The sequence below is a fragment of the Serratia sp. CC22-02 genome (assembly GCF_900182895.1).
Classification (GTDB): domain Bacteria; phylum Pseudomonadota; class Gammaproteobacteria; order Enterobacterales; family Enterobacteriaceae; genus Serratia; species Serratia nevei.
Genome location: NZ_FXUD01000001.1, coordinates 1,022,928 through 1,037,414 on the forward strand (window position 1 = coordinate 1,022,928; position 14,487 = coordinate 1,037,414).

The 14,487-nt window shown below is 58.4% G+C and carries 10 protein-coding genes; 7 read left to right on the forward strand and 3 right to left on the reverse strand.

All coding sequences use genetic code 11. The annotated features are described in order from the left end of the window. The first annotated feature begins 136 nt into the window (after positions 1-136). The 7 genes from katG (at position 137) to QOL81_RS04945 (ending at position 11,139) form a co-directional block, all read left to right on the forward strand. Positions 137-2,332, forward strand: a complete 2,196-nt coding sequence (gene katG, locus QOL81_RS04915; protein WP_283439701.1) for a catalase/peroxidase HPI — start codon at positions 137-139, stop codon at positions 2,330-2,332. 526 nt (positions 2,333-2,858) lie between these two features. After that, positions 2,859-3,758, forward strand: a complete 900-nt coding sequence (locus tag QOL81_RS04920; RefSeq protein WP_283439702.1) for a VOC family protein — start codon at positions 2,859-2,861, stop codon at positions 3,756-3,758. Between the two features lie 41 nt (positions 3,759-3,799). Continuing rightward, positions 3,800-5,089, forward strand: coding sequence for an alginate export family protein (locus QOL81_RS04925; RefSeq protein WP_197826901.1), 1,290 nt, complete (start codon positions 3,800-3,802; stop codon positions 5,087-5,089). A gap of 501 nt (positions 5,090-5,590) precedes the next feature. After that, positions 5,591-6,973, forward strand: a complete 1,383-nt coding sequence (locus QOL81_RS04930; protein WP_070914566.1) for a serralysin family metalloprotease — start codon at positions 5,591-5,593, stop codon at positions 6,971-6,973. Positions 6,974-7,398: 425 nt separating this feature from the next. Then, entirely contained in the window at positions 7,399-8,538 is a 1,140-nt protein-coding gene (locus QOL81_RS04935) for a tail fiber domain-containing protein (protein ID WP_283439703.1), read from the forward strand. A gap of 243 nt (positions 8,539-8,781) precedes the next feature. Beyond that, positions 8,782-10,848, forward strand: coding sequence for an S-type pyocin domain-containing protein (locus tag QOL81_RS04940; protein WP_283439704.1), 2,067 nt, complete (start codon positions 8,782-8,784; stop codon positions 10,846-10,848). A gap of 15 nt (positions 10,849-10,863) precedes the next feature. After that, positions 10,864-11,139, forward strand: coding sequence for a hypothetical protein (locus QOL81_RS04945; RefSeq protein ID WP_072265420.1), 276 nt, complete (start codon positions 10,864-10,866; stop codon positions 11,137-11,139). 167 nt (positions 11,140-11,306) lie between these two features. Here the strand turns inward: QOL81_RS04945 and QOL81_RS04950 are convergent, their stop codons facing one another. The 3 genes from QOL81_RS04950 to QOL81_RS04960 form a co-directional block, all read right to left on the reverse strand. Continuing rightward, positions 11,307-12,359 carry an NAD(P)H-dependent flavin oxidoreductase gene (locus QOL81_RS04950; RefSeq protein ID WP_060432134.1) on the reverse strand — a complete coding sequence of 351 codons (1,053 nt, stop codon included), beginning with the start codon at positions 12,357-12,359 and terminating at the stop codon, positions 11,307-11,309. 96 nt (positions 12,360-12,455) lie between these two features. Then, the gene (locus QOL81_RS04955; protein ID WP_025303481.1) at positions 12,456-14,066 is read right to left on the reverse strand and encodes an MFS transporter; all 1,611 of its coding nucleotides are present in this window, start codon (positions 14,064-14,066) and stop codon (positions 12,456-12,458) included. Then, positions 14,059-14,484, reverse strand: coding sequence for a DoxX family protein (locus tag QOL81_RS04960; RefSeq protein WP_033635204.1), 426 nt, complete (start codon positions 14,482-14,484; stop codon positions 14,059-14,061). The genes QOL81_RS04955 and QOL81_RS04960 overlap by 8 nt, the downstream gene beginning before the upstream one ends. Positions 14,485-14,487: the final 3 nt, after the last annotated feature.

Consider the following 14,487-nt stretch of genomic DNA (forward strand, 5'->3'; position numbering starts at 1 on the left):
GTTAGCGGCCGGGGCGATGTGATTCCATTGAGTTCAGTTATTTAGCGCAACACCCGACGCAAGCCTGACCCGCATGCCTTGTTAACCGCTCCACGCCCGGCGGCTGGAGCACCTTTACGGAAGCAGAGAGCGCATTATGACAACTGAAAGCAAATGCCCGTTTTCGGGCGGCAAGCAGCCCGCACCGCAAGACGGCCCCACCAATCAGGATTGGTGGCCTAATCAGCTCAGCCTGAAACCGCTGCATCAGCACTCCCCCCTGTCCGATCCGATGGACAAAGACTTCAACTACGCCGATGCCTTCAACAGCCTCGATCTGGCGGCGGTCAAACAGGATCTGCACGCCCTGATGACCGACTCGCAGGCATGGTGGCCGGCGGACTTCGGCCATTACGGCGGCCTGTTCATCCGCATGGCCTGGCACAGTGCCGGCACCTACCGCATCGGCGACGGCCGCGGCGGCGCGGGCGAAGGCCAGCAGCGCTTCGCCCCGCTCAACAGCTGGCCGGACAACGTCAGCCTCGACAAGGCGCGCCGCCTGCTGTGGCCAATCAAACAGAAATACGGCCGCAATATCTCCTGGGCCGACCTGATTATCCTGACCGGCAACGTGGCGCTGGAATCGATGGGCTTCAAAACCTTCGGCTATGCCGGCGGCCGCGCCGACACCTGGGAGCCGGACGACGTCTACTGGGGTTCGGAGAAGATCTGGCTGGAGCTGAGCGGCGGGCCAAACAGCCGCTACTCGGGCGACCGTGACCTGGAAGACCCGCTGGCGGCGGTGCAGATGGGCCTGATCTACGTCAACCCGGAAGGCCCGGACGGCAACCCCGATCCGGTGGCCGCCGCGCGCGACATCCGTGAAACCTTCGCCCGCATGGCGATGAACGACGAAGAAACCGTGGCGTTGATCGCCGGCGGCCACACCTTCGGCAAGACCCACGGCGCCGGCCCGGCGTCTAACGTCGGCGCCGATCCTGAAGCGGCCGGGCTGGAGTCGCAGGGCCTCGGCTGGCACAGCACCTTCGGCACCGGCGTCGGCAAAGACGCCATCACCAGCGGCCTGGAAGTCACCTGGACCACCACCCCAACCCAGTGGAACCACGACTTCTTCCGCCACCTGTTCGAATACGAATGGGAGCTGAGCCAAAGCCCGGCCGGCGCGCATCAGTGGGTGGCGAAAGACATCGGTGAAACCATTCCCGACGCCTTCGATCCGAACAAAAAACGCCGCCCGACCATGCTGACCACCGATCTGTCGCTGCGCTTCGATCCGGCCTACGAGAAGATTTCGCGCCGCTTCTATGAGCACCCGGAGGAGCTGGCCGACGCCTTCGCCCGCGCCTGGTTCAAGCTGACCCACCGCGACATGGGGCCGCGCCCTCGCTACCTCGGCCCGGAAGTGCCGCAGGAAGAGCTGATTTGGCAGGATCCGATCCCGGCGGTCGATCATCCGCTGATCGACGAGCAGGATATCGCCGCGCTGAAAAACGCCGTGCTGGCTTCCGGCCTGCCGGTGTCGGCGCTGGTCTCCACCGCCTGGGCTTCCGCTTCGAGCTTCCGCGGTTCCGACAAACGCGGCGGCGCCAACGGCGCGCGCATTCGCCTGGCGCCGCAAAAAGACTGGGCGGTCAACCAGCCTGCGCAGCTCGCCGCGACGCTGGCCAAGCTGGAGAGCATCCAACGCACCTTCAACGATGCGCAGACCGGCGGCAAGCGCGTCTCTCTGGCGGATTTAATCGTGCTGGCCGGCGCCGCGGGCGTGGAACAGGCGGCGAAGAACGCCGGTTTGGCCCTGACGGTGCCGTTCGCGCCGGGCCGCATGGACGCTTCGCAGGAGCAGACCGACGTGGACTCTTTCGAAGCGATGGAGCCGCTCGCCGACGGATTCCGCAACTTCCTGAAGGGCAAATACCGCGTGCCGGCCGAAACGCTGCTGGTCGACAAGGCGCAGCTGCTGACCCTGACCGCACCGGAAATGACGGTGCTGGTCGGCGGGCTGCGGGTGCTCGGCGCCAACGTCGGCGGCACGCAGCACGGCGTGTTCACCCAGCGGCCGCAGGCACTGACCAACGACTTCTTCGTCAACCTGCTCGACATGGGCACCACCTGGCACCCGGTCGGTGAAGACGGCCTGTTCGAAGGGCGCGATCGCCGCAGCGGCGCGGTCAAGTGGACCGGCAGCCGCGTCGATCTGGTGTTCGGTTCGCACGCGCAGCTGCGCGCGCTGGCCGAAGTCTACGGCAGCGCCGACGCGCAGGAGAAGTTCGCCCACGACTTCGTCGCCGCCTGGAACAAAGTGATGAACCTCGATCGTTTCGATCTGGCGTAAACACCCCGCAACGGCCTGCTTCGGCAGGCCGTTTTTCCTCCCGAGATCAACACCGCCTCCGCTCAACGCCAGCCGCAGCGCCCGTCGTTATATTTCATTTTTCCGCTTATTCGTATTTACTCAACAAGTCATATAAAAATTTGATGGGCGGCAATTCTTTTAATGCTGTATTTATATTTAGACGGCAATGAAGACCGTAAACTCAGCTGGCTAATGCGATATATCCCATCCAGGAGAACACCGTTATGGATTATCCTCGATTCACCTCAATATGCGCCAAGGCGGGCCTTATTCTCATCGCCGCCCCTTAGCGGCTGCGGGCCCGGCCGCCAAAGGCGCCCACCGTTTTTATGCCAATAAAAAGAGGTTCTGCACCTGGGTGATATTTTCCTAGGCGCCAGACGCTCGCCCTTATTTAATGCTTCACCCCGCGCACTGCGCTTTTCTTTTTTATTTTTCAACCGACGGGAAAGGTCATAGGGAATCACACTTTACTCAGGAAAATAACCGCTACCTGGAGGTCATCATGCAACATATTATCGGTATTTCTTCTCGTCGGCTGAGGATATCGGCCCTTGCGCTGCTGCTCCCGGCAATGTCCTGGGCGGCCGATACGGCGTCTCTCGCCGTAGGGCCGCAATATGACACCACCCATGTTTACGTCGAACGCGGCAAGATGGATGCCTTTGTCGACAGTATTCTGAAAACCTTCGGCGGTACCAGCACCGAACGCGTGCTGGTCAACGTCACGCCCACGCCGAGCGAAACTTACTCCCAGCTGATACTGACGCCGGCCGGCAGCTTCTCGGTGTTCGATTTCAAAACGCCGATCCCGCACCCGTTCGGCACCGAGCGCAACGGTTTTCTGGTCAGGGATATGGACGCCGCCATCCGCCAAGCCAGGGCCGCCGGCGCCGATGTGCAGGTTGCGCCTTTCGACGATCCGATCGGCCGCGACGCGGTGATCCAGTGGCCCGGCGGCGTTAACATGCAGCTCTATTGGCACACCAAGGCGCCTAATTACAAGCCTCTGCTGAGCGTGCCGGAAAACCGCCTGTATCTCTCCGCCTACCGCGTCAACGATTTCCTGAAAAGCTACCAGGCGTTCTCGCACGGCAAGGTCGTGAGCGACGAACAGGTCAGCGACACGGCGATCGGCCGCAGCGACAACGGCAAGATCCGCCAGATCGAATTGGACTCCCGCTTCGGCAAAACGCGCATTTTCGTCACCGACGGGCATCTGCCTTATCCGTTCGGCCATGAGCGCACCGGCTATGGCGTCGACGATCTGCCGGCCACGCTGGCCAAAGCGACGGCCAGCGGCGCGCAGGTGCTGTGGCGTTCGACGGCGGCGGAGCGCCGCACCTCGGCGCTGGTGCGTTTCCCCGGCGGCTACATCGCCGAAATTCACCAGGCAGCTAAATAAACCCAAGGCGCGCTGCGGCGCGCTTTTTTCTTCGGATATCCATGATGAAACGCACGCTTCCCGCACTGTTGCTGTTCTCCACGCTCCCTGCCCTGGCGGCGGAGCCCGCCGCGTCCCCCTGGAAAAACATCCCGTTGGGCGATACGGCCACCCTGTCTTTCGACGGTTCACTGCGCGAGCGCTATGAATGGACGGATCAACGGGATCTGAGCGGCGGACGCGACGATACCTTCATGCAGCGCCTGCTGATTGGCGCACGCCTCGACTATGGCGACAACTTTGGCGCCTATGTTCAGTTGGGATCGTCACTGGCCACGCCGCGCGATCGCGGGCGCAAGCCGACCGACGAAGATCATGCCTATCTCGGCCAAGGCTATGTGGACTTAAAACTGCCCACCGCCTACGGCCTCGGCACCCTGCGGGTCGGCCGCCAGGAGATTGCGCTGGGTTCGCTACACCTGATGGGCACCCGCGACGGCCCCAACGTGCGCCGTTCTTTCGACGCCGTCCGCGCCAGCTGGGCCAAGGATAAAAACCGCCTCGACGCCTTTATCGGCCATCCCGTCACCCTTAAAACCGGCAGTTTCGACGACGATACCGACAACAGCCAAAAGGTGTGGGGGCTGTACGGCACCACGCCGCTGGCCGCGCTGGCTTCCGCGCTCGATCTCTACACCTTCGGCTTTGAGGATAACGATGCCCACTACGCGCAGCTCAGCGGGCAAGAGCGGCGTTATACCGTCGGCGCGCGCATTTTCGGCGCGGCGCAGGGATTCGACTGGGACAACGAGGCCGCCTGGCAGTTCGGCAGCGCAGAACAGCGTGACATCCGCGCCTGGTCGGCGTCGGCGCACGCCGGGTATACGGTGAGCGACTGGCGCTGGCAACCGCGCTTCGGCGGCAAGATTGGCATCGCCAGCGGCGATAAAAACGGTCACGATGGGCAGCTCAATACCTTTAACGCCATGTACCCCAAGCTGCCCTACCTGACCGAGAACGGGCTGGTGGCGCCGGCTAACCTGATCGCCATCCACCCTTCGGTCACGATTACGCCGTGGCAAACCCTGTCCATCGATTTCAGCTGGGACGCGCTATGGCGGCAACGCCGCGAGGATGCCTTCTACCTCGGGCCGATGCGCCCGGTGAAAGGCAGCGAGCAGGGCTCGCGCTTTATCGGCAATCAGTATCAGGTCGAAACCACCTGGACGCCACGCAGCGATCTCCAGTTCAAAGTGGCCTATGTCTACTTCGACGTCAGCAACAGCCTGCAGCAGCATGCCGGGCTGAAAAACATGAACTTCGTGCTGGCGCAGGGAACCTACTGTTTTTAAGTATCAGGCAAGTTAATCGGTGTACGCGAGTGTCCTTAATAATCCCGTACTCAATTAATGACGATCGCCAGCGTGTAGCCGCCTATATGCATTGCAGCGATGGCGGCTACTCGCCGCCATTCACAGATAAAAACTAATGAAAAGCAAAAAGATAAATCAGTCACGTAAACTTCGCGAGCCAATTACAGGGTAATATTAAATAAATATTTAATTCCACCTAGTTATTTAAGCACGCCTTTTACGCATATCTTATGTAAAAGATTCATATAAGAATAACTCATTAATAAAATAATTTTGCCTATACTGCTTTCAGCCAACCATTGCGCGCCATTAATTCCTCACCGTGATTAATGATAAGGACATATCCCGCTTGAACGCAATATTCAAGCCAGATCAAGGAGGCAAACTAATGATAACCCACTAATTACCCCTATTTTCAAACCTGTGTACGAGCATATAGAGCGTTAGGTGCAATATTGTCAACGTCCAAAGGAGTTTGATATGTCATTAGCTACCGATAAAATCTCAGATTATTTAACCGATTATGAAAGAGTCGATCGCGAGGGAAGCAGCAAACCGTCATACGCCACAGAGGAGGTTTCAGATCTGTTGCTGAGGAGCCATTATTCCGCCAATGGCAAAGGCGTGACCGACCATGCGGCAGCATTAACCTACTCTTTCCCCGTGTATACCGACAGCGATAAGCCAGGATCCGCACAGCTTACCGCCGCCCAACAGGCCCAAACCAAGCTTTCATTGCAGTCCTGGTCGGACGTGGCCAATATCACCTTCACCGAGGTCAAAGGCACCGATGCCAAAAGCGCTGATATAAAGTTTGGTTTTTATAAGGCGGCCAGCGGGGGCAATTACACCTCCTATGAAAGTACGCAAAACGACCTTAAAAGCACCATCTGGATCAGCGGCAACAAAGGCTACGACGCTTCGAATCCGCAGACCAATAACTATGCCAGGGATACGCTCACCCATGAAATAGGGCATGCGCTCGGGCTCTCCCACCCCGGAAACTATGATGCCTCCAACGCGACTTACCCCACCTACACCAACTCGGCGAAGTATTATGAAGACGATCATCAATATTCTTTAATGAGCTATTTTAGCGAGCAATACACCAGCGCTGACTATAAAGGCGTTTGGCCATCGGGGCCGCAGCTGGATGATATTACCGCCATACAGAAACTGTACGGCGCGAATACCACCACGCGCACCGGCGATACCACCTATGGTTTCAACTCGAATACGGACAGAGACTTTTTGAGCGTTAAGACGTCCACGGACAAAATCGTGGCGGCTATCTGGGATGCCGGCGGCAATGACACGCTGGATTTTTCAGGCTACAGCCAGGATCAGCGAATCAACATTAACGAAGGCGCATTCTCAGATGTGGGCGGCTTGAAGGCGAATATCGCCATCGCCTACGGCGCGCAGATTGAAAATATCATCGGCGGCAGCGGCGCCGACATTTTAGTGGGCAACGCACTGAACAATACGCTAAAAGGCGGTGCAGGCAACGACATCATTTACGGTGCCGGCGGCGCCGATCAGCTCTGGGGCAATGCAGGCGCGGACACCTTTGTCTTCCGCGCAGTCGGCGACAGCCAAGCCGCCGCACCGGACTGGATCCGTGATTTCCAGACGGCGGTGGATAAAATCGATCTCTCGTGGATCAACCAGACGGCTAAGGCAGAAGGGAGCGAGTTGCACTTCGTGAATAGTTTAAGCGGCTCGTTGTATGAAGCGGCGCTGAATTATGACGCGCAGCAGAATGTCACCGATCTGGCCATCAATCTCTCCGGCAATCAATTGCCTGATTTCCTGGTTAAAATCGTTGGGCAGGTCGACGCCTCCGCCGATATTCTCGTCTAGCCAAGACAAACCCGCAGTCCGGCGCGAACGCCGGGCTGTTCATCTCTTTTCAGGCCTGCCGCTGGCGTTTTATGCGCGGTTCCCACATCCATCGCCAAAGCAGTAAATGGGTGTGGGGAGCAACGGAACAACAAACACACTTAAGCAGTCAATTTAAATGACCATTGGTCTATAAATTAATAAGTTATCACGTCATCGCCAGAAATCATCCGTTCTACTTTCTTGTCTCATCCACCACACAACAAACGATTGTCATTATCATTTGATATTTATTCTTGATGCTCACAAACTACTGTTCATACATACAGATTTCGTACTTTTTTTAACCATCTTCGCCTTAAATGCGCAGCGTCGTTAACTGTCTTTAAGGCGTTACCATGCGCCATTTCCATGGCAGGAACTTATTAATAAACTGAGGAATTATCATGGCTGAACAAAAGAAAAATGCCCAGGTACAGAGTGGCGTCAACGACGACATCACCGAACTTAAATCACTCACCACCCTTCGCAAACGGGTCATCAGCGACGATGAAATCGTCTCAAAATCTGCCAACGGCTTTCGACTGGCCAACGGCAACACCGGCGTGATGTTGCGTAACGATGGCAAAGATTTTTATGCCCTGACCACACCAAACGGGCAGGCCCAGGACGGGCAGTGGAACACGCTGCGCCCCTTCTCGTTCAATCTGGTTTCCGGTCGGGTGGCTCTGCGCAACGGCGTAGATATCTCCGGCGGGGCGATGGTGTCGCATAATGCCGGCATCTCCACCGCGACCACCGGTCCAGCCCCACTTATTAATGGGCAGGTCTATGATGCGGCTGCCGTACATACCGACTTCACCAGCGGTAACGTCACTACGGCCATGTTGATGGGGTCACGCGTGGTCGCCGGCAAAGAGGATTATGGCCTGCTCTCTTACCGCGACTGGCAGGGAAACTGGAATGAACTCCGGGTCAAACCCAATGCCGAGCTGTCTGTTGGGCAACTGACCAAACGCAACGCTCACGGATGGTTCACTGCAAGCCCGCCTGAGAATGTCGATAAATCGCAGGAATCCCTCACCAACGGGCTTTATTTACCTAATCCAGGTAACAAACACGTAAAAATTTATCATCACGACCATGTGAAGTACAACGAGCTGGTCATTAACGTGAGTGACGGTAATAAAAATAGCTGGTTCGTTTTCAAAGAAGACGGCTATGCCGTCACCGGCGGCGGGTGGAACATCAGCTCTGACGTCCGTATGAAAACGGAAATAACCCCAATCGACGGCGCCCTGGACAGGCTGGCCAACATCGGCGGCTACACCTACCTCAAACAGGGCGTGCCGGAAGCCGGCGTGATTGCACAGGAAGTGGAAGAAATTCTCCCCCAATCCGTTGCCCAGACCGAGCTGAAACTCAATGACGGCAGCGTACTGAAAGATGCCCGCAGCATCAATATCAACGGCATAGTGGCGTTGCTGGTTGAGGCGCTTAAGGAAGAACGCTCACTGCGCGAAGCAGAACGAGAGGCTTTTGAAAGACGACTGGCAGCCTTGGAAAAAGGCATTGAGCGCGCCTGATTAACAATATTGGGGGGGTTAGCACTGAATGCCTCTCAGCGCCTTTACAGGTGAGTACCACGCGTACAACACGATGACGGAAAGGAACTCAATTATGAATGGATTTAATTACGGTGATGGTAAAGGAAGGGAGCGTCAAGGCGGTGTAAATGCAAAAGCTGCTTCCCGGTTCGATAATGTCTGCGTTATTCGCAGCTCGGCATCGCGTTGATTACATCGTTCTATTTGAAGAGGGATCGGATTATGACACGATATGAAGATACAACGCAGTATGAACGCGATGTAATGACTTCAATGGGATACAACTGGAATGGACATGGGTGGCAACGAGGGTTTGACTTATCAGATAGCAATATGGTTGTAGAAGCATGGGTTGGCGAGGGTTTACCTGATAGACAGAAGGAATTGAGTAATATTACCCATATCTGGGATCAAAAAATTTCCGATATTAATAAACCGATAAGTGCTTTTGATCCTGACGATGATGATATCACGCCATTCAGTAATGAAGCAAAAGAGAGTTATCGTGAGGATTCGGATAAAGCCATTCAGTTTTACGCTAATAAAGTCAATGAAGCTGACAACAAAATTAAAGAAATTCAAAAGGATATTGATGCATTAAGCAAGAAAGCTGAAAGCAGTCAACTTAGTGAATTCGAGAAAGCAAACCTAAAAGCAATTATTAGTAAGTTAAAGGTAAGCAAAGAACGTCTTACCATTCTTCGAAACGAAGCTAATAAGAGAAAAGTACATCAGGAATATTTAAAGCTGAATAATGAAAGCTGGTTCTTCTCTAGAGAAAAACCTACGCCCTGGGTTAGGGAGCAGCAATCATTGACCAGAAAAGAGATGGGTAACAAACTGGAAGAGGAGAAGAGAATACAATTAGAAATTGACGCAGCTAAACAAAATATTGAACATTTAGAAAGTGAACTGCGCGAGAAGGAAGAGGAGGTCCGCAAAGCTGAGGAAGCTCGCAAGGCAGAGGAAGCCCGTCGAGCGGAAGCAGCCCGCAAAGCCGAAGAGGCCCGTAAGGCAGAGGAAGCCCGCAAGGCTGAAGCAGCACGGAAAGCGCTGTTCGCCAAAGCCGGCGTACTGGACGCCCCGGTCTATACACCCGGCATGAAAAAAGCGGCCAATGCCGCGATGGCCACGGCCGGGGTCATGGTGCTCAACCGCGCGGGCGGTATGGTACAATTATCGACATGGATCAACAGCGTGATGACCAGCGCCAGTGAGCTGGCCGGCTGGGTATCCGGTGGAGTGTGGCGCGGCGCCGTCGAAGTTTCCCGGGTTGTCACGCTCAGTGCGGTAGCTCCGGCAGTCGGCGCCTTCGTTTTCGGATTCTGGCCGGGGAAAGCCGGTGAAAGTCAGAGCGATATTGATAAATTGCTGGGTCGTGATTTGACACAGATGTTTACCGTTCCGGCCAGCCTGGTTGCCGCAGGGAAAACACAGATTCAGCCGGAAATGACCACGGTCAATTTGCCGGTGCGCGGGTTTATTCGCCGGGGGAATAACGGTCAGCAAGAGGTAATACTGGTCAAAACAGGAACGAGCGGCGTCTCCGCTACCGTGCCGGTGTATCGGCCGGTGCGCGATGAAAAAACCGGCCTGGACCGGATCACCTTGCCGGCGGTGGCCGGTGCGCCGGGGCGAACCATTTTGATAAACCCGGGCGCTGCCCCGTCGGGGCCGTGGCATACCGGCAATCCTGCGCCTGCAGCGCCGGTAACGCCGGTGCATACCGGTACGGAGATAAAGCAGGCCGACAGTATCGTCACGACGACGTTCCCTGCAGATGACATGCCACTGCAGGATTTTATCTACTGGCAGCCTGATGCAACGGGGACCGGCGTTGAGCCTGTCTATGTCATGCTCAGTGGTATCTATGGTGAAACCAACGCTAAAGGACAATACAGTGGTCGCGACTACAACACGGACAAGGCCGGTGGCCCAATTCAGAATCTGGACTGGAAAACTGCCACCATTGACCGCGCCGGCGTGGACAAGGTGAAGCTGCATACCGGGCGGTTTGGAGAATCTCCCGATAACAAGGTGATGATTGACCGCCTGGAAAAAATCCTGAAGGGAGAAGTACAGCCCACCGATACCGACAAGCGTTTTTACACCCACGAACTCAGGGAATTGGAGCGTTATAGAGCAGTTGGTGTTCCTGATGGAATATCACCTGATGACGATGGTGCTACGTGGAATAACACTCATACGGCGACGTTGGAAGATTACAAATTAAGTAGCGATCGCTCTCTATTATATACACCAGAAGCATTAAAAGCTGGTGATGAATAAATCCAGAGGCTATATATGATTGATTTTAAACCTATGTTTGAAAATGAACAAATCCGAGACATAGTTTTATTCTTGTCGGGACGAAAAGAAAACGGGATATCTCATCCTCAATTAGATGGGTATTGCACTATGTATGGTAATAAACGTATATCAAACATTGAACTGATTTCATTAGTGAAAAGTATGCGAGAAAAAGGGGATGTATCATCTAATGGAAAAGGTGGCTATAAAAAAGGTCCAAACTGGAAAGAACCCGCATTCGTAACCGAGAAAAAATACGGTATTGAATAATTACCAGTGCCTTCCATAAGTGCGTTTTAAGCAGCGTCCAACAAACGAGCGTTTGTTGGACGTTTTCGTTGATGGCTAATTCCACGCCAGATTGGTTTTCAGTCGAGCCCAAGGTCAGAAAACGACGGTTTTGGCTCCGTTGCTCCCCCCAAATCGCGCATACGAGGTCACACCGCCTCCAGCTCCCTCGCCAGGGTGGCGACCAGCTCCGCCGCCGGCATCGGCCGCGCCAGGCCCACTCCCTGCCCGGCCCACAGCGACATAAACTCCCCGCGCCCGGCCTTGGCCGCCGCCTGGCGGATATCGCCGGTGAGCGCGTTCTGCACCGGATAAGGCAGGATCTGCGCCTCTTCCGCGCGCATCTGGCGCATGAAATCATTGACGATACCGCGCGCCGGGCGGCCGCTGAAGGCGCGCGTCAGGCGCGTGCTGTCATCGCCGGCGTTGCGCAGCGCCACCCGCCAGGCATCGGCGATGCCCGACTCCGGGCTGCACAGGAACGCGGTGCCCAGCTGCGCCGCCTGCGCGCCCAGCAAGCGCGCCGCCGCGATGCCGCGCCCGTTCATGATGCCGCCCGCGGCGATCACCGGGATCTTCACCGCCGCCACCACCTGCGGCAGCAGGGCCATCAGGCCGACGCAGGATTGCTCGATGTCGCCGAGGAAGGTCGGGCGGTGGCCGCCCGCCTCCGAGCCCGAGACGCAAACGAAGTCGGCACCCGCCTCTTCCCAGGCGCGGGCTTCCGCCACCGTGGTGGCGGTGCCGATCACCCGCGAGCCAGCCTTCTTGAACTGCGTGACCGTGGCGCGCGGCAGCACGCCGAAGGTGAAGCTGGCCACCGGCGGCGCCGCCTCCAGCAAGGCCGCGATCTGGTCACGGTTGTTTTCGGCGAATTGGGTGGGGATCGGCGGCTCGCTCAGCCCCAGCGCTTCGCGGAACGGCCGCAGCAGGTGCTGGGCGCGCTTAAGCTCGGCGAGATCCGGGTGCTGCTCATCGAGCAGAAACAGATTGATGTTGAACGGCGCGGTGGTCTGCGCGCGGATCTGCTGCACGCGTTCGAGGATCACCGCCGGTGAAAACAGCGCCGCCGCGCACGAGCCCAGCGCCCCGGCGTTGCTCACCGCCACCGCCAACGCCGGCGGCGACGCGCCGTTCATCGGCCCCTGAACGATCGGATAGCGCAGCCCAAGCTCGCGGGCAAAAGCAGAAGGTGCCGTCATCAATGTGTCTCCCTGTGCTGACTACATTCGTCTTACGGCGGCCGCGCCGCCGAACCGACCAAAAGCATAGCACCTTCTCACCGCCTGGCCGTGCAGTTAATGCTTCACCTGATGCCGGTCGAGCGACAGGAAGTGATGCACCACCGGTTTCTCCGGCCCTATGTGGAAGCGCAACGCCTCCTGCTGCAGATCGGCGTCGGCGTGCGACACCCGCTGGTGCTGCCGCAGGTGCTCCGCCCAGGACTCCACCAGGAACCACTCCATGATGCATTCCGGATCGCCGGTGTGCTCGGTAATGCCCCAGGCGTAAGCGCCGTCGCGGCGACGCGCCCGCTCCAGCATCAGCAGCGTGCGCAGGAACTGCGGCCGATCCTGTTCGCGGATGCGGTACTCCACCTGAATCATTACCGGGCCGCGATCGTTCTCGACCGGCGTGTTGACCAGCGGCTCCGGCCAATGGTTCGACGGCTGCAGATCGGCCTCGCCGGTCGGCAAGCGCAGGCGGTGGAACAGCAGCCCCGCCGCCAACAGGCCGACGCCGCCGACCAGCAGCGTGGCGGCCACGCCCAGCTCCTGCGCCACCAGCCCCCACAGCAGACTGCCTGCCGCCATCGCGCCGTTGAACACCATCAGGTAGATGGCCAGGCCGCGGCCGCGCACCCAGTTGGGCAGCACGCCCTGCGCCGCGCCGTTGAGCGTGGTCAGCGCAATGATCCAGCCGGCGCCCAGCACCAACAGCAGCACCACCGCCAGCCACTGCGGCGGCGCCAGCGACAGGGCCGCCATCACCACGGCGGTGAGCACCGCCGCCAGCAGCACCAGCCCGTCGGCATTCAGCCGCTGGCGCAGGCGCGGCAGCGCGATCGCCCCGAGGATCGCCCCGGCGCCTACCGCCCCCAGCAGCACGCCGTAAAAGCCGGCGCTGCCGCCCAGCATGCGGCGCGCCACCAGCGGCAGCAGCGCCCAGACCGAGCTGGAGAAGGCGAAGAACACCGCTGCCCGCAGCAGCACCACGTGCAGCTCACGGCTGGAACGGGCATAGCGCAGCCCGGCGCGGAAAGCGCCGAAGAAGTGTTCCGACAGGCCGCTGTCCTCGGCCTTCGGCCGCTTCCACCACAGCAGCGCCGCGATCACCAGCACATAGCTCATCACGTCCGCGCCGTAGGCCGCGCCGGCACCGAAGCTGGCCAGCAGCAGGCCGCCGGCCGCCGGGCCGATGGAGCGGGCGATGTTGATGCCGAGCGAGTTCAGCGCCACGGCGTTTTTCAGCTCGGTGCGCGGCACCAGCTCCGGCACGATCGCCTGCCAGGTCGGCCCCATCAGCGCCGCACCGATGCCGCCGACGAAGGTCAGCGCCAGCAGGTATTCCACCGTCAGCGCCCCGGTCTGCGACAGCACCAGCAGGCTGCCGCTGACGCAGGCCAGCAGAATTTGCACGAAGATCAGAAAGCGCCGCCGATCGAGGATGTCCGACAGTACCCCCGCCGGGATCGCCAGCAGGAACACCGGCAGCGTGGCGGCGGTCTGCATCAGCGCCACCGCCGAGGGGTTGCTCGACAGATCGGTGATCAGCCACGAGCTGGCGACGTCGCGCATAAAGCTGCCGACGTTGCCGAGCACCGTGGCGCCCCACAGCACCGCAAATAATGGGATTTTCAGCGGCGCGAAGCCGCCCGCCGCCGCCTTGTTTTCCGTCTGTTCAGCCATCCGTTCGCTCCTTCAAATCGTTAAATGCCACCAGCAACAGCGCGCCGGCCAGCCCGAGGTGTTCAAAAAATCCGTTCATCATCTGGCCGCGCTCCGCCCCGTCGAACTGCCAGAACGGATTGGCCATCAGCGTCGCCATCAGGGTAAAACCGGCCAGCGCCAACGCGCCGAGCCAGCGATAAAAGCCGCTCAGGATCAGCGCCGACGCCGCCAGTTCCAGCAGCGTCACCAGCACGGCGAACAGCGCCGCCGGCTGCAGGCCGAAGTGGGTCATCTCGGCAACCGCGCCTTCGACGTTCAGCGCCTTGACCAACCCGCCCTGGATGTAGGCGGCGCAAATGGCGAGCAGCAGCAGCCAGCGCACCGCGGGCGCATGCAGCCGCTGCGCGCAGCGGGCGGCGATAGCAGTCAGGTTCATCGC

What these genes read in the sequence shown, in the direction of transcription:
- katG (WP_283439701.1), top strand. Translation starts at nt 137, where the DNA reads ATGACAACTGAAAGCAAATGCCCGTTTTCGGGCGGCAAGCAGCCCGCA.
- QOL81_RS04920 (WP_283439702.1), top strand. Translation starts at nt 2,859, where the DNA reads ATGCAACATATTATCGGTATTTCTTCTCGTCGGCTGAGGATATCGGCC.
- QOL81_RS04925 (WP_197826901.1), top strand. Translation starts at nt 3,800, where the DNA reads ATGATGAAACGCACGCTTCCCGCACTGTTGCTGTTCTCCACGCTCCCT.
- QOL81_RS04930 (WP_070914566.1), top strand. Translation starts at nt 5,591, where the DNA reads ATGTCATTAGCTACCGATAAAATCTCAGATTATTTAACCGATTATGAA.
- QOL81_RS04935 (WP_283439703.1), top strand. Translation starts at nt 7,399, where the DNA reads ATGGCTGAACAAAAGAAAAATGCCCAGGTACAGAGTGGCGTCAACGAC.
- QOL81_RS04940 (WP_283439704.1), top strand. Translation starts at nt 8,782, where the DNA reads ATGACACGATATGAAGATACAACGCAGTATGAACGCGATGTAATGACT.
- QOL81_RS04945 (WP_072265420.1), top strand. Translation starts at nt 10,864, where the DNA reads ATGATTGATTTTAAACCTATGTTTGAAAATGAACAAATCCGAGACATA.
- QOL81_RS04950 (WP_060432134.1), bottom strand. Translation starts at nt 12,359, where the DNA reads ATGACGGCACCTTCTGCTTTTGCCCGCGAGCTTGGGCTGCGCTATCCG.
- QOL81_RS04955 (WP_025303481.1), bottom strand. Translation starts at nt 14,066, where the DNA reads ATGGCTGAACAGACGGAAAACAAGGCGGCGGCGGGCGGCTTCGCGCCG.
- QOL81_RS04960 (WP_033635204.1), bottom strand. Translation starts at nt 14,484, where the DNA reads ATGAACCTGACTGCTATCGCCGCCCGCTGCGCGCAGCGGCTGCATGCG.